The organism is Paraburkholderia sp. USG1, from assembly GCF_031570135.1.
GTDB classification, from domain to species: Bacteria; Pseudomonadota; Gammaproteobacteria; order Burkholderiales; family Burkholderiaceae; genus Paraburkholderia; species Paraburkholderia dioscoreae.
Genome location: NZ_JAMWXW010000009.1, coordinates 153958 through 173516 on the forward strand (window position 1 = coordinate 153958; position 19559 = coordinate 173516).

Consider the following 19559-nt stretch of genomic DNA (forward strand, 5'->3'; position numbering starts at 1 on the left):
ACCAAGCTCATCAGACGACCTCCATGCTTCGCCACCTCTCGATACGCGACTTCGTCATCGTCGCCGCGCTCGATCTCGAATTCGACACCGGCTTCACTGTTTTTTCCGGCGAAACCGGCGCCGGCAAGTCGATCCTGATCGACGCGCTGGCGCTCGCGCTCGGCGCCCGTGCCGATGCGAACGTCGTGCGCACCGGCGAAAGCCGCGCGGACATCACGGCGGAATTCGAGACCCATGCGCAGGTCGAGCAATGGCTCGACGAGCAGGCGCTCGGCACGACGGGCAGCGACGGTCATCACGGCAGCACCGTGATGCTGCGGCGCGTGGTGGATGGCAACGGCCGCTCGCGGGCGTTCATCAACGGCACCGCGGCGACGCTCGCGCAGTTGCGCGAGGTCGGCGAGATGCTGGTGGATATTCACGGCCAGCACGCGCACCAGTTGCTGATGCGCCCTGACGCGCAACGCGAACTGTTCGACACTCACGCCGGACTGTCCGACACGGCGGCTACCGTCACGCGGGCATGGCGCACATGGCGCGAGAGGGTTCAGGCGGTCGAGCATGCGCAAACGCGTGACCGTGAGCTGCAACTGGAACGCGAGCGCCTCGCCTGGCAGCTCACCGAACTGGACAAACTCGCGCCGCAGCCCGGCGAGTGGGAAGAGGTCAATTCGGAGCACCGGCGGCTGTCGCATTCGGCCAATCTGATCGACGGCGTGCAAGGCGCACTCGGCGCGCTGTCCGAATCGGACGAGGCGATGATCACGCATCTGTCCTCGATCGTCTCGAAGGTGCGCGATCTGGCGGAGATCGATCCGGCCTTGAACGATGTACTCGCCGCGCTCGAACCGGCCGAAATCCAGTTGCAGGAAGCGGCCTATTCGCTGAGCCATTACGCGCAAAAGCTCGAACTCGATCCGGACCGGCTGGCGCAGGTCGAAAAGCGTCTGGACGCGTTGCATTCGGCCGCACGCAAATTCCGTCTGCAGCCGCAAACGCTGCCGGAGGAACACGAGGCGCGCCGCGCGCAACTGGCCGCGCTCGACGCGGCCGCCGACCTCGACAGCCTGCACGCCGCCGAAGCCAAAGCCAAAGAAAACTTCCTGACCGAGGCGAAGAAACTCTCGAAAGCGCGTGCCAAGGCCGGCAAGGCGCTGGGCGCGGCGGTCACCACGGGCATGCAGGAACTGTCAATGAAAGGCGGCAGCTTCGAAGTCGCGCTGGTGCCGCTGCCCGAAGGTGGCGCGCATGGGCTCGAACAGGTCGAGTTCCGCGTCGCCGGTCATGCCGGCGTGCCGCTGCGGCCACTCGCCAAAGTCGCCTCGGGCGGCGAACTGGCGCGGATCAGCCTCGCCCTCGCAGTGATCGCGAGCGCCGCCAGCCCCACGCCCACGCTGATTTTCGACGAAGTGGATACGGGCATCGGCGGCGGCGTCGCCGAAGTGGTCGGACGGCTTCTGCATCAGCTCGGCCAGCAGCGCCAGGTGCTGTGCGTGACGCACTTGCCGCAAGTCGCCGCGCGCGGCGACCATCATTTCCAGGTCGCCAAGGCGGGCAACGGCAAAGGCGGCACGGTCAGCAGCGTGACCTCGCTCGACAAGGCGAGCCGCATCGAAGAAGTGGCGCGGATGCTCGGCGGCCTGGAGATCACTCCGACCACCCGCAAGCACGCGAAGGAAATGCTGGCGGCCTAGTTGTTCACCAGGCGGGTTGATCCTCGCCACCCGAGCGCGGATCAACCCGCGCCTTCACCCGAACACGCGCTTCCACAACCCCAGCACGGCCTCGCGTTCCGTGGCCACCAGCGCCGGCTCGACCCGCGCCTTCTCCATCCCGTCCAGCCGCAGCTTGTGCTGCAGCTTGCGGTAGGTGCGATACGCCGCGCCGACCGTCTCCGCCTCCGCCTCGCTCATCAGGCCGAAGCGCGACACTTCGCGCAGCAACGCAATGTTGCCGGTATTGCGGATCAGTTCGGGGTCGCTTGCCGCGTGCAACAGTACCCAGTACTGCACGGTGAATTCGATATCCACCATCCCGCCGCGGTCGTGCTTCAGATCGAACAGCGCCGTATGGTTCGGATGTCCGGCCTCGACGCGCTCGCGCATCTCGACGATCTCCTTCGCGAGCGGCGCCGCCTCGCGCGGCGTGGTCAGCACCTGTTCGCGGATGGCCTCGAATTTCACGCCGATCTCGGTGTCGCCCGCGCAGTAACGGGCCCGGCTCAATGCCTGATGCTCCCACACCCACGCCGTATTGGCCGCGTCGCCTTCGCGCAACTGGTAACGGCGGAACGCGTCCAGATCGGTGACGAGCAGGCCCGATTCGCCGTTCGGCCGCAGGCGCAAGTCCACGTCGAACAGGGTGCCGGCGCCGGTCGCGGTGGTGAGCCAGGTGATCAGGCGGCGGGTGTAGGTGGAGTAGACCTCGGCTGCGGCATCGTCGGTATCGTCGTAGAGAAAGATCACGTCGAGGTCGGATGCGTAACCCAGTTCCTTGCCCCCCAGCTTGCCGTACGCGATCACAGCAAAACGCGGCACGTCGCGATGGCGCTTGGGCAATTGCCTCCAGACGGCTTCGAGCGTGACGTCGAGCACGGCGTCGGCGAGTTCGGACAGGCGGTCGCTCACATGCTCGACGCTCAGCTTGCCCGCCAGATCGATCAGCAGAATGCGGAACACTTCCGCCTGGTGCGCGTGGCGCAGCAGATCCATCTGCTGCTCCACGCCGTCGGCGGCGGCCAGACGCAGGCGCAAGGTGCGCTTGAATTCGGGCCAGTCGAACGGACTGTCCATCGCTTCGTCGTCGAGCAGTTCGTCGAGCAGTTGCGGATGGCGGATCAGATAGCCGGCCGCCCAACGCGAGCCGCCGAGCACCGACAGCACGTGGTGCAGCGCCTGCGGATATTCGGTCAGCAGCGCCAGATAGGCGCCGCGCCGGCTCACCGCTTCGAGCAGGTCGAAGAAGCGCGCCACCGTATCGCCGCGCCGCTCGGCGGGCTCCAGCGTGCGCGCGGCTTCGAGCGCGCGTTGCGCGACGATGTCGAAACGTTGCCGGCTGCGCTCGGCCAGCCCCGCATAACGCGACGACTGCCACACCGCGCGCAGCCGCGCGAGCAGTTCGCCCGGCTCGGCCACGCCGAGTTCGACAAGGCGCGCCTGCAGGACATCGTCGGCGCTGTCGTCGGCGAGCGCGCTGCTCCACACCCACGCGGCGGCGCCGTCTTCGGGCGCGCCGCAGCCGTCGCGACCGCTCACCTTGTCGGCGAAAATCTGATCGAACTGCTGTTCGACGAATTCGCGATGCGCATCGAGCTTTGCCATCAGCGCCGCGTAGTCGTCGCAACCCATTGCGTGAGCGAGCGCCACGCGCTCTTCGGGATCGACCGGCATGGCATGGGTTTGCGCGTCGTTACGGTATTGCAGACGGTGTTCGAGTTCGCGCAGGAAGCGATAGGCCTGCGAGAGCTTCACGCAGACCGAGGTGTCGATCAGCCCGTGCGTGGCCGCATGCCGCAGCACGGCGAGCGTCGGCCGCACGCGAAAGCCCGCGTCCTGGCCGCCGCGGATCAACTGGAACACCTGCGCGCTGAATTCGATTTCGCGGATGCCGCCGCGTCCGAGCTTGATGTCGTCGGCCTTGTCGGGCCGCATGGAAGCGCGGCGCTGCGCCTCCTGGCGAATCTGCAGATGCAGCGCGCGAATCGCGCTGATCACGCCGAAGTCGAGATAGCGGCGGTAGACGAACGGCGTGACGATCGCGTCGAGCTGCTTCTGCAGCCGCTGCGCCGCGTCGCTCGCGCCTTCGGACACGAGACGGCCCTTGATCCACGCGTAGCGCTCCCACTCGCGGCCTTGCACGTAGAAATATTCTTCGAGCATGCCCAGGCTGCAGACGAGCGGACCCGAGTCGCCGTTCGGCCGCAGCCGCATGTCGACCCGGAACACGTAGCCGTCGGCGGTGACTTCCGCGAGGGCGGCGATCAGGCGCTTGCCGAGGCGTGTGAAAAACTCCTGCGTGGCGATCGGCGAGCGGTGGCCGCCCGCAGTCTCGCCATCCTCTTCATAAATGAAGATCAGATCGATGTCCGACGACACATTCAGTTCGCGCCCGCCCAGCTTGCCCATCCCCACTACGCCGAGCGAGAGCCGTTCGCCGTGCGGTCCGCGCGGCTCGCCGTACAGCACTTCGAGTTCGGCGGACAGCACGGCTAGCGCCCGCTGGATCGTCGTCTCCGCCAGATCGGTCATCGCGCCGGTCACTTCGGCGACGTCCGCCTCGCCCGCCAGATCGCGCTCCATCACGGCGCAAAACACCTCCGTGCGCAATTGGCGCAGCGCCCGTTTGAGTGCATCTTCACTCAATGGCGCACCGCTCGCGCCGGCCGCTTCGGCGCACAACGCGTCGAAGCGCGCGTCGATACGCTCGCGGGTCAGCGGCACGGACGCGAGCGCCGCCACCTGCGCCACGAGTTGCGGGCGGGCGGCGGCGGCACGCGCCGCGTAGTGTGAATAGGTGGAACTCAGGAGAGTGGCGTCAGTCTTCAAGGGTCTGGCTCGCTCGTTGCTTGATAAGCGTTATTCAATTCGCAGTAGCACATCGGCGCGGCAGCCTCGCGCAGGTCGCGAGACGGCATGCAGACAGGGTTTGCAGGAAGTCCGTCTACGCTTTCCCGTGTGTTACATTTCGTCGTTAATTCGCAAAACTACCATACGCCCACCCGCCGCAGCATGTCCGAGCGAAACGAATCCGCCGACCCTCACGAAACCGGGCAGAGCCGGCCTGTGAGCGGAAGCGACCACATCGTGCTGCGTCGGACCTTTCACGTGGTCCTCGCGATCGCGCTCGTGCTGTACTTTGTAGCGACCGGGCTGTTTCTCGCGTTGCGCTACGTGGTGCTGCCGCGCGCCGACTCGTTCCGCCCGCGCATCGAAGCCATCGTCTCGGAGAAACTGCACGCGCAGTTCAGCATCGGCAAGCTCGCGCCGTACTGGAGCGGCTTCCAGCCGGGCCTCGACGTCACCAATCTCGTGATCCGTGACCGCGACGGCAAGACCGCGCTGACGATTCCGCACGCCACCGCCACGCTCTCGTGGAAGTCGCTCTGGCAGTTTCATCCGGCGCTGTCCAGCCTGATCGTCGATCAGCCGGACGTGCTGGTGGCACGCAGCAGCGACGGCGTGCTCTCGGTGGCGGGCGTGCCGGTGCCCACACGCCACAGCGGCAACGACGTGCTGACCACCTGGCTATTACGCCAACAGGCAATCGTGGTGCGCGGCGGCGTACTGCGCTGGCGCGATGCGCAGCACGCCGCGCCGGAGTTGGCCCTGCGCGATATCCGGATCGCGATTCTCAACGACGGCTACGATCACCGGCTGGCGCTGCAGGCGCCCGCCGAGGGGCATGTTCTGAACGGCCCGCTCGATTTCCGCACGCATTTCAGACACGCGCCGCTCTCCGCAATCGGCAAGCCGATCAACTGGACTGGCCAGGTGTACGTGTCGACCGGCCCGGTCGATCTGCCGACGCTCGCGCGCTACGTCAATTTCCCGATCGAGACGTTTGCCGGCCGCATCGACAATGCAATCTGGATCGACTTCGCCGAGGGCCGCATGAAATCGGCAAGCGGGCAACTCGCCGGCGCCGACGTCGCCATGCGGGTGCGTCCGACCCAACCTAAGCTGCTCGTGCCGGTCGCCAATTTCATGTGGCGCCTCGAAGCCGAAGAGGGCGACTACAAGCTGCAACTGAGCCAGTTTCACGCCGAACTCGGCCAGCCGCCACTCGACGACGGCACGCCGCTCACGCGCACGCTCGCGCTCACCACGCTGAACGGACGCTACCGGACCGCCTCGCAGCAACACGGGCAACTGGTCAGTGTGAGCGGCGATCGTGTCGACCTGGGCATCCTCGCCGAATTCAGCCGGGCGTTGCCGCTGTCGCGGCGTCTGCTGAACAATCTCGTGCGCTACAACCCACGCGGCCTGGTGGCCAATTACCTGATCGAAGTCGAGCGCGCCAAACCGGAGTCGGGCGAAGCGGGCAACGACCATCACCCGAGCGGCGCCGAGCCGATCGAGCGCTATCGCTTCAAGGGCGATCTGCAAGGCATCAGTGTCGCCGCCCAGGAACCGCCGCCGGGGCTCACGCCGCTGAATCACCCGCGCGCGGGCATTCCCGGCATCGAGAATTTGTGGGGCAGCGTGGACGCCGACGAAACCCACGGCACCGCCCTGCTCGATACCTCCAACGTCGCCATTACATTGCCGGGCGTGTTCGACGATCCGCGCCTCAAGCTCGACCGTCTGCATGGCCGCGCCGACTGGACCATCACGCCGAAAGCGCCGGGCGAGAACCACCCGGCCTTCACCGTGAAGCTGGCCGATTTCGGCGTTTCGAACGCCGACGTCGCGGCCACCGCCACCGCCGACTACAGCAACCCGGGCCACGGGCGCGGTTCGCTCGATCTGAAAGCCGACTTCCAGCGCGCGCAGGTGACGCGCATCGCCCGCTATCTGCCGACCAGCATCAGCGAAAAGCTGCGCATCTATCTGGGCCACGGCTTGCAGGCCGGCATGTCGCACGGCGCGACCATCGAGGTGCACGGCGACCTGACCAAATTCCCCTATTCGCGCGACCCGAGCGCCGGACTGTTCCACATCGTCGCTCCGTTCAGGGGCGGCAAGTTCGATCCGACGCCGTACCCGCCGCGCAAGATGAGGAACGGCACGCCGAACGTATGGCCGGCGCTCGACGGCATCGACGGCGTGTTCGAACTCAGGCAGAACGTGATGCGCTTCGACATCGACCGGGCGCATTACAAGCAGGTCGCGCTCACCGGCGTCAACGGCAGGATCGACGACCTCGGCACCAGGGCGTCGAGCCTCGTCATCAAGGGCGACGGCCACGGGCCGCTCGCCGACATGCTCGACTACGTGAACGCCAGCTCGCTCGGCATCATGGCGAAGCACGAGACCGACAAGGTGCGCGCCGAAGGGCCGGCGTCGCTCGCGCTCAAGCTGACGGTACCGCGTACGCCGAAGCCGCATATCGGCGTGGAGGGCGCGGTCGGCTTCCAGAGCAACCGCCTGAGCGTCGAGAACGTGCCGCCGCTGTCGCAGTTGAAGGGCAAGGTGCGGTTTACCGAGCACACGGCGCAGGTGGACCGGCTCTCGGGACAATTCCTCGGCGGCGACGTGCATGCGAACGGCGGTCTGAAGCAGGACGGCACGTACGCACTTGACCTGGGCGGCCATATCGCAGTCGACGCGGCGCGCGGACTCGATCTGCATGGCCCGGGCGCGCAGGTGCTGACGCGCATGAGCGGCAGCGCGCCCTACGCGCTCAACGTGCGGGGCGCGAAGGGACGGCTGCCCGAAGTGACGGCGAACTCCGATCTGACCGGCCTCGCGCTCGACTTCCCCGCGCCGTTCAACAAGCCGGTCGGCACGCCGATGCCGCTGCGCTTCGCCGTCGGCCCGTCCGCCGCGCCGGGCGAAGCGGGACTGGAGCGCGCCGACCTCACCTTCGGCCCGCTCGCCGCCACCTATCTGCTGCGTTACCAGCCGAAAACGCCGCCGACCGTGGTGCGCGGCGCGGTCGGCGTGAACCGGCCCGCCGACCTGCCGTCCGAAGGCGTGATCGCCGCCGTCGACCTGGACGCATTCGACGCCGACGCCTGGCGCGCGCTGGTCACGCAATTGCGCGGTAAAGATACGCCCGCACCCGCCGCGGCAACGCCGGCCGCACCGAACCCCACCGTCGCGCAATTCCTGCCGAGCCGTTTCGCGGTGCATATCGGCACGCTGACGCTGCTAAAGCGCCACTGGGACAGCGTGATCGTCGGCGCGTCGCATGCGGATCGCACGTGGCAGGCGAACATCGCTTCGAACCAGGTGTCCGGCCACGTGTCCTGGCTGCCGGGCCCGACCAGGGAGTCGCCCGGTACGCTGCAGGCGCGCTTTGCCCGGGTGGTGATTCCGTCGGCCACCGACAAGGATCTGCTCGGCCAGGCCATGTCGGCGCCCGCGCAGAACATGCCGTCCATCGATCTGGTCGTCAACGAACTGATCGTGCGCGACCACAACGTCGGCCGTCTCGAAGTCGACGCGCACAACTTCGACGAAGACGGCGTGCCGGTCTGGCAACTCGACAAGCTCGACATCGCCAACCCCGCCGCCACGCTCAGTGCCACCGCGAACTGGCGCACCTCGACCGAATTCGGCAACAGCACCGACGAAGCCACGCCGCGGCGCACCGTGTTCGATTTCAAGCTCGACATCAAGGACGCCGGCGCGCTGCTCGAACGGTTCGGCCAGCCGCGCACGCTCAAGGCGGGCGCCGGCTCGCTTTCGGGCAAGATGGTGTGGCAAGGCGGCCCGACCCGGATCGACTATCCGACGCTCAACGGCAATCTGGCCGTCGATCTGCGCCATGGCCAGATCCTCAAGGTCGATCCGGGTGTCGCCAAGCTGCTGGGCGTGCTCAGCCTGCAAAGCCTCGCTCGCTTCGCCACCCTGAACTTTCGCGACGTGATCGGCGAAGGCCTGCCGTTCGAGCACGTTACCGGCACCGCGCAGATTCATAACGGCATTGGCCGCACCGAGAACTTCGAGATGGTCACCGCGCCGGCGCGCGCCGAGATGAAAGGCTCGGTGGATCTCGCCCAGGAAACCCAGAATCTGCACGTCCAGATCGTGCCGACGGTTAGCGCCGGCGCCGCCGTGATCGCTGCGACGGTCATCAATCCGCTGCTCGGACTGGGCGCGCTGGTGGCCGATCTGGCGTTCAGCCAGTCGATCTCGCACGCGTTCGCGCGGGAGTATGCGATCACCGGCTCGTGGTCGAAACCGCACGTCGAGCGGGTGAAGAGCGATCGCGGTAAGATGGACGCTCCGGCTTCGACCGTGGAAGCGCACTGAGCCTGTATCCGACCCTTTCCCCGGTCAGACAGGCGCCGTGCGGCACGAGCGGCCCCAGCCAGTCTTGAACGACGTATGCGGCGCAAGCGAATCGCGCCGCCTTGCCGGGAGTTTTCCGAACGCTCATGAGCGAAACACAGGTCTCTTCAACCGTGTCCAGCGGTTCCCTGGAAAGCGCCTTCCGTGTCGCCGCGCTGCAAATGGTGAGCACACCGGATCGCGAGCGCAATCTCGCCGAAGCCGCGCGTCTGATCGCCGAAGCCGCCGCCGAAGGCGCGCAACTCGTCCTGTTGCCTGAGTACTTCTGCTTCATGGGCTTCAAGGACACGGACAAGCTCGCCGTGCGCGAGCCCTATCAGGACGGACCGATCCAGCGCTTTCTCGCCGACGCCGCGCGCCGCCACCACGTCTGGGTAATCGGCGGCACGCTGCCGTTGATGTCGCCTGAAGCCTCGCGCGTGCTGAACACCACGCTGGTGTTCGACCCGCAGGGCAACGAGGCCGCGCGCTACGACAAGATCCATCTGTTCAACTTCGAAAAGGGCGCGGAATCGTTCGACGAAGCGCGCACCATCTGCCCCGGCGGCGAAGTGCGCAGCTTCGAGGCGCCGTTCGGCCGCGTGGGCCTGTCGGTCTGCTACGATCTGCGCTTTCCGGAGCTGTACCGGCGCATGGGCGACTGCACGCTGATCGTGGTGCCGTCGGCGTTCACTTACACGACCGGCCGCGCGCATTGGGAAATGCTGCTGCGCGCGCGGGCGGTCGAAAATCAGTGTTACGTGCTGGCCGCGGCGCAAGGCGGCAAACATGAAAATGGCCGCCGTACGTGGGGCCACAGCATGCTGATCGACCCGTGGGGCGAAATCGTCGCGGTGCGCGACGAAGGCGCAGGCGTGGTCGCCGGCAATCTCGAGCGTGCGCGCATCGACGAAGTGCGACAGAGTCTGCCCGCCTGGCGTCATCGTGTGCTCAGTTGACTCACCTGATCCAGTTGATAAACCCACTCGCGTGACATTGAAACTGCGGCGCCCTGTACTCATCTGGTGAGTGATTGAGGCGCTAACTGAATCCTTCGTATCGAGCAGAACACACTTCGCATGAACATCATCGAACCCGGTATCCGTAATCTCGCCACCGCCAAGGACATCCTCCTGACGCCCTATGGTCTCGACGAAGCCCTGCTCACCCGCACGCTCGCCGAAATCTTCACGCACAAGATCGACTACGCCGACCTGTACTTCCAGTACACGCGCAGCGAAGCGTGGAGTCTCGAAGAAGGCATCGTGAAGTCCGGCAGCTTCAGCATCGACCAGGGCGTCGGCGTGCGCGCCGTGTCGGGCGACCGCACGGCGTTCGCCTATTCGGACGACCTGTCGCCCGAAGCGATCCGTCAGGCGGCGCTCGCCACCCGTTCGATCGCCAAGGCGGGCGGCGGCAAGCAGAAGATCAAGGTGGCCTCGTCGCTGACCGGCATTGCCGGGCGCGATCTTTATCTGCCGGCCGATCCGCTCCATTCGCTCGACGCCACCGCCAAGGTCAAGCTGCTCGAACGCATCGAAAAGATGGCGCGCGGCCGCGATCCGCGCATCCAGCAAGTCATGGCGGGCCTCGCCGGTGAATACGACGTGGTGCTGGTCGCGCGCAGCGACGGCGGCTTCGCGGCCGACATCCGGCCGCTCGTGCGTGTGTCGGTCACGGTGATCGCCGAGCAGAACGGCCGCCGCGAAATCGGCAGCGGCGGCGGCGGCGGCCGCTTCGACTACGCCTATTTCACCGACGACGTGCTGTCAGGCTACGTCGACGACGCCGTGCATGCGGCGCTGGTGAACCTCGAAGCCCGTCCGGCGCCGGCCGGTGCCATGACCGTCGTGCTCGGACCGGGCTGGCCCGGCGTGCTGCTACACGAAGCGATCGGCCACGGTCTGGAAGGCGACTTCAACCGCAAGGGTTCGTCGGCATTCGCGGGCCGAATCGGCGAACAGGTGGCGGCCAAGGGCGTGACCGTAGTGGACGACGGCACGCTGCCGAACCGCCGCGGCTCGCTCAATATCGACGACGAAGGCAATCCGACCCAGTGCACCACGCTGATCGAAGACGGCATCCTGAAGGGCTACATCCAGGACACGCTGAACGCGCGTCTGATGAAGATGCCGGTCACGGGCAATGCGCGCCGTGAGTCGTATGCGGCGCTGCCCATGCCGCGCATGACCAACACGTACATGCTCAATGGCGACAAGGATCCGCAGGAAATCATCGCCTCCGTGAAGAACGGTTTGTATGCGGTGAACTTCGGCGGCGGCCAGGTGGACATCACCAACGGCAAGTTCGTGTTCTCGGCTTCCGAGGCGTACATGATCGAAGACGGCAAGGTCACGTACCCGGTGAAGGGCGCGACGCTGATCGGCAGCGGCCCGGAATCGCTTAAATACGTCAGCATGATCGGCAACGACATGAAGCTCGATTCGGGCGTCGGCGTGTGCGGCAAGGAAGGCCAGAGCGTGCCGGTGGGCGTCGGCCAGCCCACGCTGCGGATCGACCGGATGACGGTTGGCGGCACTGCCTGATTCGCTGCAAATGCATACTTCGTGCATGCATTGCGAGAAATATGCGGATTTCCCGCATTTTTATGGCCCGCAGCTTGCAAGTGCAGCCTGACCGGGTTATAAAGTCACTCACCCTTTTTGACCTGCGACCTCATTCGTCATGTCCGCCAAGTTTTACTTTTACTTTTTTTGGCATCTCAGACCGCTGGCGGATCGAGAGGGGTGTTAGTGCACGCAGAACACCGAGAATTCCCGAAAAACCGCCAGCCAGTCTGGCGGTTTTTTTTCGCCCCGTGCCTTTGAAACTTTATTTTTGATGGTTGTCCGCTCTGGCATCGCCGCTTCATCGTAATCCTGACTGCCCGCGCGAACACGCTACGAACCGATTGGAGAACAACATGCCCCCGCACAACACCGACGATGTCCGCATCCGCGAATTGAAAGAACTCACGCCGCCCGCTCACCTGATCCGTGAATTCGCCTGCGACGAAACGGTGTCCGACGTGATCTACAACTCGCGCACCGCGATGCATCGCATTCTGCACGGCATGGAAGACCGCTTGATCGTGATCATCGGACCGTGCTCGATTCACGATACGAAGGCGGCCATGGAATACGCGGGGCGCCTGGTCGAGCAGCGCAAGCGTTTTGCCGGCGAGCTCGAAATCGTCATGCGCGTGTACTTCGAAAAACCGCGCACGACCGTGGGCTGGAAGGGTCTCATCAACGACCCGCACATGGACAACAGCTTCAAGATCAACGAAGGCCTGCGCACCGCGCGCGAGTTGCTGTTGCGCATCAACGAGTTCGGCCTGCCGGCCGGCACCGAATACCTCGACATGATCAGCCCGCAGTACATCGCCGACCTGATCTCGTGGGGCGCAATCGGCGCGCGCACCACCGAATCGCAAGTGCACCGCGAACTGGCTTCGGGCCTGTCGTGCCCAGTCGGCTTCAAGAATGGCACGGACGGCAACGTCAAAATCGCGGTCGACGCGATCAAGGCCGCCTCGCAGCCGCACCATTTCCTGTCGGTCACCAAGGGCGGCCACTCGGCGATCGTGTCGACCGCGGGCAATGAGGACTGCCACATCATTCTGCGCGGCGGCAAGACGCCGAACTACGACGCGGACAGCGTCAACGCCGCGTGCGCGGACATCGGCAAGGCCGGTCTCGCCGCGCGTCTGATGATCGACGCGAGCCACGCGAACAGCTCGAAGAAGCACGAGAATCAGATTCCGGTGTGTGCGGATATCGGCCGCCAGATTGCTTCGGGCGACGAACGGATTGTCGGCGTGATGGTGGAATCGAATCTGGTGGCAGGCCGCCAGGATCTGCAGGAAGGCTGCGCGCTGACGTACGGCCAGAGCATTACCGACGCATGCATCGGCTGGGATGAAAGTGTCGCCGTGCTGGAAGGCCTCGCCGACGCGGTGAAGCAGCGCCGTGTGGCACGCGGCAGCGGCAACTGAAGCCGCGCTGATTGCAGCAGTGGATGCAAAGAAACCCGGCTAAAGCCGGGTTTCTTTATTGGCCGAACGGACAAATGGCGCGCCCTTAACCGCCTCTGTACCGTATGACGGAACTGTCCACCTGGATCGAACAGCATCATCTGAAGCAGGCCGAGGCGGCCGAGATTCTGATGGTGTCGCGCCCGCGCGTGTCCGACGTGGTCAACAAGAAGACCACCAAGTTCACCATCGACACGCTCGTGGAAATGATGAGCCGGATCGGCAAGCCGGTCACGCTGGCAGTCGGCTAACATGCAAGACTCACCAATGCATGTGATCGTGCATGCGTCGTCGCGCTATCACGCGCGTCTTGCCACGGCTCCGCGCTAGCTTGCGCGGCGCTCGTGTTGCCACAGCACGTCAGTACCGCCGTCCACACGGTTGAGCACGCGCGCGAGCACGAACAACAGATCGGACAGCCGGTTCACATACTGGCGCGGTGCGGCATTAATAGTCTCGTGTTCGCCTAACGCAACGATCGCCCGTTCAGCACGCCGGCACACGGTGCGGCACACATGCGCGAGCGAGGCCGCGCGCGAGCCGCCCGGCAGGATGAACTCCTTCAGCGGCGGCAACGCCGCGTTGTAGTCGGCCAGCCAGTCGTCGAGTTGTCCGAGTTGCCGGTCGGTAATCATCGTGTGGCCGGGAATGCACAGCTCTCCGCCCAGGTCGAACAGGTCATGCTGGATCGTGACCAGCGCTGCCCGTACCTTGTCCGGTAAGGTTTCACACAGCAGCACGCCGACATTCGAGTTGAGTTCGTCCACGTCACCGATCGCGGCGATCCGCGCGCTGTCTTTGCGCACACGGCTGCCGTCGCCGAGGCCCGTGGTGCCGTCATCACCCGTGCGGGTGGCGATTTTGCTCAAGCGATTGCCCATCATGTCTCCCATGCATTCAGTGATGACGCGCGGCCCAATGTGGCCGAGGCGGCCCAACGCGCAGGCCCACCGTGGCCCGGCGCCGCTCATCCGGCACCGCGTTTATCCATATTGCGCGCATCGTGAAGTCGCCGCCATTATAGGAGCGTCGACCGGCTCCAACGCCGGCCCGCGGGCGATCGGCGTAAAATGAAACACCTGCTGCAAACCAGCATCGCCCTACATATCAGGAGACATGCGTGAATCATCCCGTGCCGCCGGCCCCGTTGCGCCGTCCGTTTCCCGCCGAGCTGCTGAGCGCGCTCAAGGCCGCGTTCACCGATCGCGTGTCCGTGTCCGAAGCAGTGCGCGTCCATCATGGCCGCGACGAATCGCCGTTCGATCCCCAACTGCCTGACGCCGTCGTGTTCGCACGCACCACCGAAGACGTGCAGAACGTCGTCAAACTGTGCGGCCAGTACAACGTCCCGGTCATCCCTTACGGTAACGGCTCGTCTCTGGAAGGGCATCTGCTCGCGGTGCAAGGCGGCGTATCGATCGATCTGTCGGAAATGAACCGGGTGTTGTCGATCAATGCCGAAGACCTGACCGTCACCGTCGAGCCCGGCATCTCGCGCAAACAGTTGAACGAGGCGTTGCGCGACACGGGTCTGTTCTTCCCGATCGACCCCGGCGCGGACGCGAGCATCGGCGGCATGTCGGCCACGCGCGCGTCGGGTACCAACGCCGTGCGCTACGGCACGATGCGCGAAAACGTGCTCGGACTGACCGTGGTGCTGGCCGACGGCCGCGTGATCAAAACCGGCACGCGGGCCCGCAAGTCGTCCGCAGGTTACGATCTCACGCGCCTGTTCGTCGGTTCGGAAGGCACGCTCGGCGTGATTACGGAAATCACGGTCCGCCTGTATCCGCAGCCGGAAGCGGTGTCCGCAGCGGTATGCACGTTCCCGTCAATGGGCGATGCGGTTCGCGCGGTCATCGAAACGATCCAGATCGGCGTACCGATTGCGCGCGTCGAATTCGTCGACTCGCTGGCCATCCGCTCGATCAATCGCCACTCGAATCTGACGCTGCGTGAAGCGCCCACGTTGTTCTTCGAGTTCCACGGCACCGAGGCCGGCGTGAAAGAGCAGGCCGAACTCGTCCAGGAGATCGCCGCGCAGAATGCCGGCGAAGGCTTCGAATGGGCCACGCGTCCGGAAGACCGCAGCCGTCTGTGGAACGCGCGCCACAACGCCTATTTCGCCATGCTGCAACTGAAGCCCGGCTGCCGCGCGGTCACGACCGACGTCTGCGTGCCGATCTCACGCCTCGCGGAATGTGTAGAGGAAACGGAACAGGATCTGAAGGCGTCGCCGCTGCCCTGCCCGATCGTGGGCCATGTCGGCGACGGCAACTTCCACGTTGCGATCCTGATCGATCCCGACAAGCCAGAAGAACTGGCCGAAGCCGAGCGCCTGAACCATCGCATCGTGGAGCGCGCGCTGCGCATGGACGGCACCTGTACGGGCGAGCATGGCGTCGGCCTGCACAAGATGGGCTTCCTGCTCGAAGAACACGGTGAAGTCGCGGTCGACACCATGCGCTCGATCAAGCACGCGCTCGATCCGCACAATCTGATGAACCCGGGCAAGATCTTCTCCTGGGCGGCTTGAGGCGTCTTCAGGCGCGGCTGCATGAGCAAGCCAGCCGCGCTGGACTTGAAAGGCATGAGGAGGCAAGTCACATGAACGCACCCGCTGAACTGACGGCCGAAGTACTCGCCCAGCGCCAGCGCGAAGTCGTGCAGGCGTTGATGGCCGTATTGCCGACCCACTGTCTGCTGTATCGCGAAGAAGACACCGTCGCCTACGAATGCGACGGTCTCGCCGCCTACCGGCGTCTGCCGCTCGCGGTCGCGTTGCCGGAAACGGAATCGCAGGTGCAGCGCATCGTGCAGATCTGCCACCGCCTCGACGTGCCGATCGTCCCGCGCGGCGCGGGCACCGGCCTGTCCGGCGGCGCCATGCCGATCCGCCACGGCGTGGTGGTGTCGCTCGCGCGCTTCCGCAAGATCGTCGAAGTCGATTCGTACGCGCGGACCGCCACGGTGCAGCCCGGTGTGCGCAACCTGTCCATCTCCGAAGCCGCCGCACCTTACGGCCTGTATTACGCGCCGGACCCGTCGTCGCAGATTGCCTGCACGATCGGCGGCAATGTCTCGGAGAATTCCGGCGGCGTTCACTGCCTCAAATACGGTCTGACGGTGCATAACGTGCTGCGCGTGCGCGCCGTCACGATGGAGGGTGAAATCGTCGAGTTCGGCTCGCTCGCGCCGGATGCGCCCGGTCTCGATCTGCTGGCGGTGCTGATCGGCAGCGAAGGCATGTTTGCGATCGTCACCGAAGTCACCGTCAAGCTGATCCCCAAGCCGCAAACCGCGCAGGTCATCATGGCCAGTTTCGACGACGTCGTGAAAGGCGGCGACGCGGTTGCCGGCATCATTGCGGCGGGCATCATCCCGGCGGGTCTGGAAATGATGGACAAGCCGGCCACCCGCGCCGTCGAGGAATTCGTCAACGCGGGCTACGATCTCGACGCAGCGGCGATCCTGCTGTGCGAATCGGACGGCACACCCGAAGAAGTCGCCGACGAGATCGTGCGCATGACCGCGGTGCTGCGCGAACAGGGCGCCACGCGCATCCAGATTTCCCGCTCGGAGAACGAACGGCTGCGCTTCTGGTCGGGGCGCAAGAACGCCTTTCCGGCCGCCGGGCGCATTTCACCCGACTATTACTGCATGGACGGCACCGTGCCGCGTCGCAGTATCGGGCCGCTGCTCACGCGCATCGAGGCGATGGAGAAGATCTACAACCTGCGCTGCATCAACGTCTTCCATGCGGGAGACGGCAACATGCATCCTCTGATCCTGTTCAACGGCAACGACCGGGACGAGTGGCACCGGGCCGAGGCGTTCGGTTGCGACATTCTCGAAGCATGCGTGGAGCTGGGCGGCACGGTGACCGGCGAGCACGGCGTCGGCATCGAGAAGATCAATTCCATGTGCGTGCAGTTTTCGCCCGAAGAGCGCGACGCGTTTCACGCGGTCAAGCGCGCCTTCGACGCGCCCGGCCTTCTCAACCCCGACAAAGGCATTCCCACGCGGGCCCGCTGCGCCGAATACGGCAAGATGCACGTGCGCGGCGGCTTGCTGCCGCATCCGGAACTGCCGCGTTTCTAGTACTTTTGTGCCCGCCGACGCATCGCGCATAACCCGCGCGGGCGCCGCTTTTCCTGCTTTCACCCTGATTACCCGATGCGGGTCCGCTCCGGGTTGCCAGAGCGCCCCCGCCCGGTACAATCAACCGAAACACAACGAAGCAGGACACCATGGAAGAGGACGACATCGTCGCCGGGTGGTCGGAACGTGTGCGTTCGGCCAGCGCCGAAGGGCGCGCGTTGCGCATCCGTGGCGGCGGCACCAAAGACTGGTACGGCCAGACGCTGGAAGGTGACATCCTCGACACGCGCGCTTATCGCGGCATCATTGCGTACGATCCGGCGGAGCTGGTCATTACCGCGCGCGCGGGCACGCCCCTGCTGGAGATCGAGGCCGCGCTCGCCGACCACCATCAGATGCTCGCCTTCGAGCCGCCGCACTTCGGGCCGCAGGCCACCTTCGGCGGCTGCATCGCGGCGGGCATTGCCGGTCCGCGCCGCCCGTCGGCTGGCGCGGCGCGCGACTTCGTGCTCGGCGCCGTGATCATGAACGGCCAGGGGCAAACGCTGCATTTCGGCGGCCAGGTGGTGAAGAACGTCGCCGGCTACGACGTGTCGCGCCTGATGGCCGGCTCGCTCGGCACGCTTGGGCTGATTCTCGAACTGTCGATCAAGGTGCTGCCTTTGCCGCAGGCCGAAGCCACGCTCAAATTCGACATGAACGGCACCGACGCGGTCCGCAAGCTCAACGAATGGGGCGGCCGGCCGCTGCCGATTACCGCGAGTGCCTGGCGTCATGGCACGCTGGCCGTGCGCCTCGCGGGCGCCGAGGCCGCGGTCAAGTCGGCACGTACGTCGCTGGGCGGCGAAGTGGTCGATGCGGTCGAAGCAGAACGCTTCTGGGCCGGCCTGCGCGAGCAGACCGATTCGTTTTTCTCCGCCATTCCGCCGAAAGCCGCGCTGTGGCGCCTCGCGCTGCCATCCATCACCGAGCCGCTGCAACTGCCCGGCGCGCAGCTCATGGAATGGGGCGGCGGCCAGCGCTGGTGGATCACCGACACCGACGCGCAAACCGTGCGCATCAGCGCCAAGCAGGCGGGCGGCCACGCTACGATATTCCGTACCGGTCACGGCTACGACCGCGGCGCTGGCGTGTTCACCCCGCTTCCCGCGCCGCTCATGAAAATCCATCGCGGCCTGAAAACCGCTTTCGACCCGGCCCGCATCTTCAATCGCGGCCGTCTCTACCCCGACTTCTGAGCGACGCGATGCAAACCAACCTCGCGGACTTCATGCGCAACACGCCCGATGGCGACGAAGCCGACGGCATTCTGCGCAATTGCGTGCATTGCGGTTTCTGCACGGCCACCTGTCCGACCTATCAGCTGCTCGGCGACGAACTCGACGGCCCGCGCGGACGGATCTATCTGATCAAGCAGATGGTGGAAGGCGCGCCGGTCACGCGCAGCACCCAGGTCCACCTCGACCGCTGCCTGACCTGCCGCAACTGCGAAACGACCTGCCCCTCCGGCGTGCAATATGGCCGGCTGGTGGAAATCGGCCGCAAGATCACCGAAGAAAAAGTCACGCGTCCGCTCGGTCAGCGCCTGATGCGCCGGCTGCTCGCGAGCTTCGTGCCGAACAGCGCGCTCTTCACGCCGACCATGCGTATCGGTCAGCATTTTCGGCCGTTGCTACCCAAGAAGCTGCGCGACAAGGTGCCCGCGCGGCAGCGTCCGCTCGAATGGCCGACCGCGAAGCATCCGCGCAAGATGCTGCTGCTGGCGGGCTGCGTGCAACCGTCGATGATGCCGAACGTCAACGTCGCGACCGCGCGCGTGCTCGACGCGCTCGGCATCGAAACGCTGATCGCGCCGGATGCCGGCTGCTGCGGCGCGATCCGCCTGCATCTGGGCTACAACGACGACGCCCTCGACGACCTGCGCGCCAACATAGACGCATGGTGGCCGTACGTCGAACAGGGCGTGGAAGCGATCGTGATGAACGCGTCCGGCTGCGGCGCGACCGTCAAGGAATACGCGCACCTGTTGCGCCACGATCCGGCGTATGCGGAAAAAGCGCGCCGCGTGGTGGAACTGACGCGCGACATCGCGGAGATCCTGCCGGAGTTCGAAGAACCGCTGGTCTCCGTCACGCGACGCCGCTCGGTACATACGGTCGCGTTTCATCCGCCCTGCACGTTGCAGCATGGCCAGCAGATACGCGGCAAAGTCGAGCACCTGCTGGGCGCGCTGGGTGTCGAAGTGCGCCTGCCCGCCGACAATCATCTATGCTGCGGCTCGGCCGGCACCTACTCGCTGACGCAGCCCAAGCTCTCGTATGCGTTGCGGGATCAGAAGCTCGAACGGCTGCAGGCGCAGGAGCCGCAGGTGATCGTGTCGGCGAACGTGGGCTGCATTGCGCATCTGCAAAGCGGTACATCCACGCCGGTTGCGCACTGGATCGAACTGGTCGAGCACATGCTGTCCGTATAATCGGGCAATCGAC

The 19559-nt window shown here is 65.6% G+C and carries 11 protein-coding genes and 1 pseudogene; 10 read left to right on the top strand and 2 right to left on the bottom strand.

Going from position 1 to position 19559, the window contains the following annotated elements:
- Positions 1–23: 23 nt before the first annotated feature.
- On the top strand, positions 24–1694 hold the full coding sequence (recN, locus tag NE850_RS14545) for a DNA repair protein RecN (RefSeq protein WP_007179207.1): 1671 nt from the start codon (positions 24–26) through the stop codon (positions 1692–1694).
- A 54-nt stretch (positions 1695–1748) separates the two neighbouring features.
- Here the strand turns inward: recN and glnE are convergent, their stop codons facing one another.
- On the bottom strand, positions 1749–4544 hold the full coding sequence (gene glnE, locus NE850_RS14550) for a bifunctional [glutamate--ammonia ligase]-adenylyl-L-tyrosine phosphorylase/[glutamate--ammonia-ligase] adenylyltransferase (RefSeq protein ID WP_310698881.1): 2796 nt from the start codon (positions 4542–4544) through the stop codon (positions 1749–1751).
- 183 nt (positions 4545–4727) lie between these two features.
- On the opposite strand from glnE, the gene NE850_RS14555 reads away from it, so the two are divergent.
- The 5 genes and pseudogenes from NE850_RS14555 to NE850_RS14575 form a co-directional block, all read left to right on the top strand.
- Entirely contained in the window at positions 4728–8918 is a 4191-nt protein-coding gene (locus tag NE850_RS14555) for a YhdP family protein (protein WP_035517670.1), read from the top strand.
- Positions 8919–9043: 125 nt separating this feature from the next.
- Entirely contained in the window at positions 9044–9895 is an 852-nt protein-coding gene (locus NE850_RS14560) for a carbon-nitrogen hydrolase family protein (protein WP_007179210.1), read from the top strand.
- Positions 9896–10015: 120 nt separating this feature from the next.
- The gene (gene tldD, locus NE850_RS14565; protein ID WP_007179211.1) at positions 10016–11482 is read left to right on the top strand and encodes a metalloprotease TldD; all 1467 of its coding nucleotides are present in this window, start codon (positions 10016–10018) and stop codon (positions 11480–11482) included.
- Positions 11483–11859: 377 nt separating this feature from the next.
- Positions 11860–12933, top strand: a complete 1074-nt coding sequence (aroG, locus tag NE850_RS14570) for a 3-deoxy-7-phosphoheptulonate synthase AroG (protein WP_007179212.1) — start codon at positions 11860–11862, stop codon at positions 12931–12933.
- Positions 12934–13037: 104 nt separating this feature from the next.
- Positions 13038–13223: pseudogene (locus NE850_RS14575) on the top strand (helix-turn-helix domain-containing protein); the annotation flags it as partial.
- Positions 13224–13298: 75 nt separating this feature from the next.
- Here NE850_RS14575 and NE850_RS14580 read toward each other — a convergent pair.
- The gene (locus tag NE850_RS14580) at positions 13299–13853 is read right to left on the bottom strand and encodes a cob(I)yrinic acid a,c-diamide adenosyltransferase (protein ID WP_007179213.1); all 555 of its coding nucleotides are present in this window, start codon (positions 13851–13853) and stop codon (positions 13299–13301) included.
- 239 nt (positions 13854–14092) lie between these two features.
- On the opposite strand from NE850_RS14580, the gene NE850_RS14585 reads away from it, so the two are divergent.
- The 4 genes from NE850_RS14585 to glcF all read left to right on the top strand — a co-directional run bounded on the left by NE850_RS14585 (position 14093) and on the right by glcF (position 19546).
- Positions 14093–15508: an FAD-linked oxidase C-terminal domain-containing protein gene (locus NE850_RS14585; RefSeq protein WP_007179214.1), complete on the top strand. Its 1416-nt coding sequence runs from the start codon at positions 14093–14095 to the stop codon at positions 15506–15508.
- Positions 15509–15579: 71 nt separating this feature from the next.
- A complete protein-coding gene (locus NE850_RS14590) occupies positions 15580–17073 on the top strand; it encodes an FAD-linked oxidase C-terminal domain-containing protein (RefSeq protein WP_007179215.1) in 1494 nt (497 codons plus the stop codon).
- A gap of 149 nt (positions 17074–17222) precedes the next feature.
- Positions 17223–18311: a glycolate oxidase subunit GlcE gene (gene glcE / locus NE850_RS14595; RefSeq protein ID WP_007179216.1), complete on the top strand. Its 1089-nt coding sequence runs from the start codon at positions 17223–17225 to the stop codon at positions 18309–18311.
- 8 nt (positions 18312–18319) lie between these two features.
- A complete protein-coding gene (gene glcF / locus NE850_RS14600; protein ID WP_007179217.1) occupies positions 18320–19546 on the top strand; it encodes a glycolate oxidase subunit GlcF in 1227 nt (408 codons plus the stop codon).
- Positions 19547–19559: the final 13 nt, after the last annotated feature.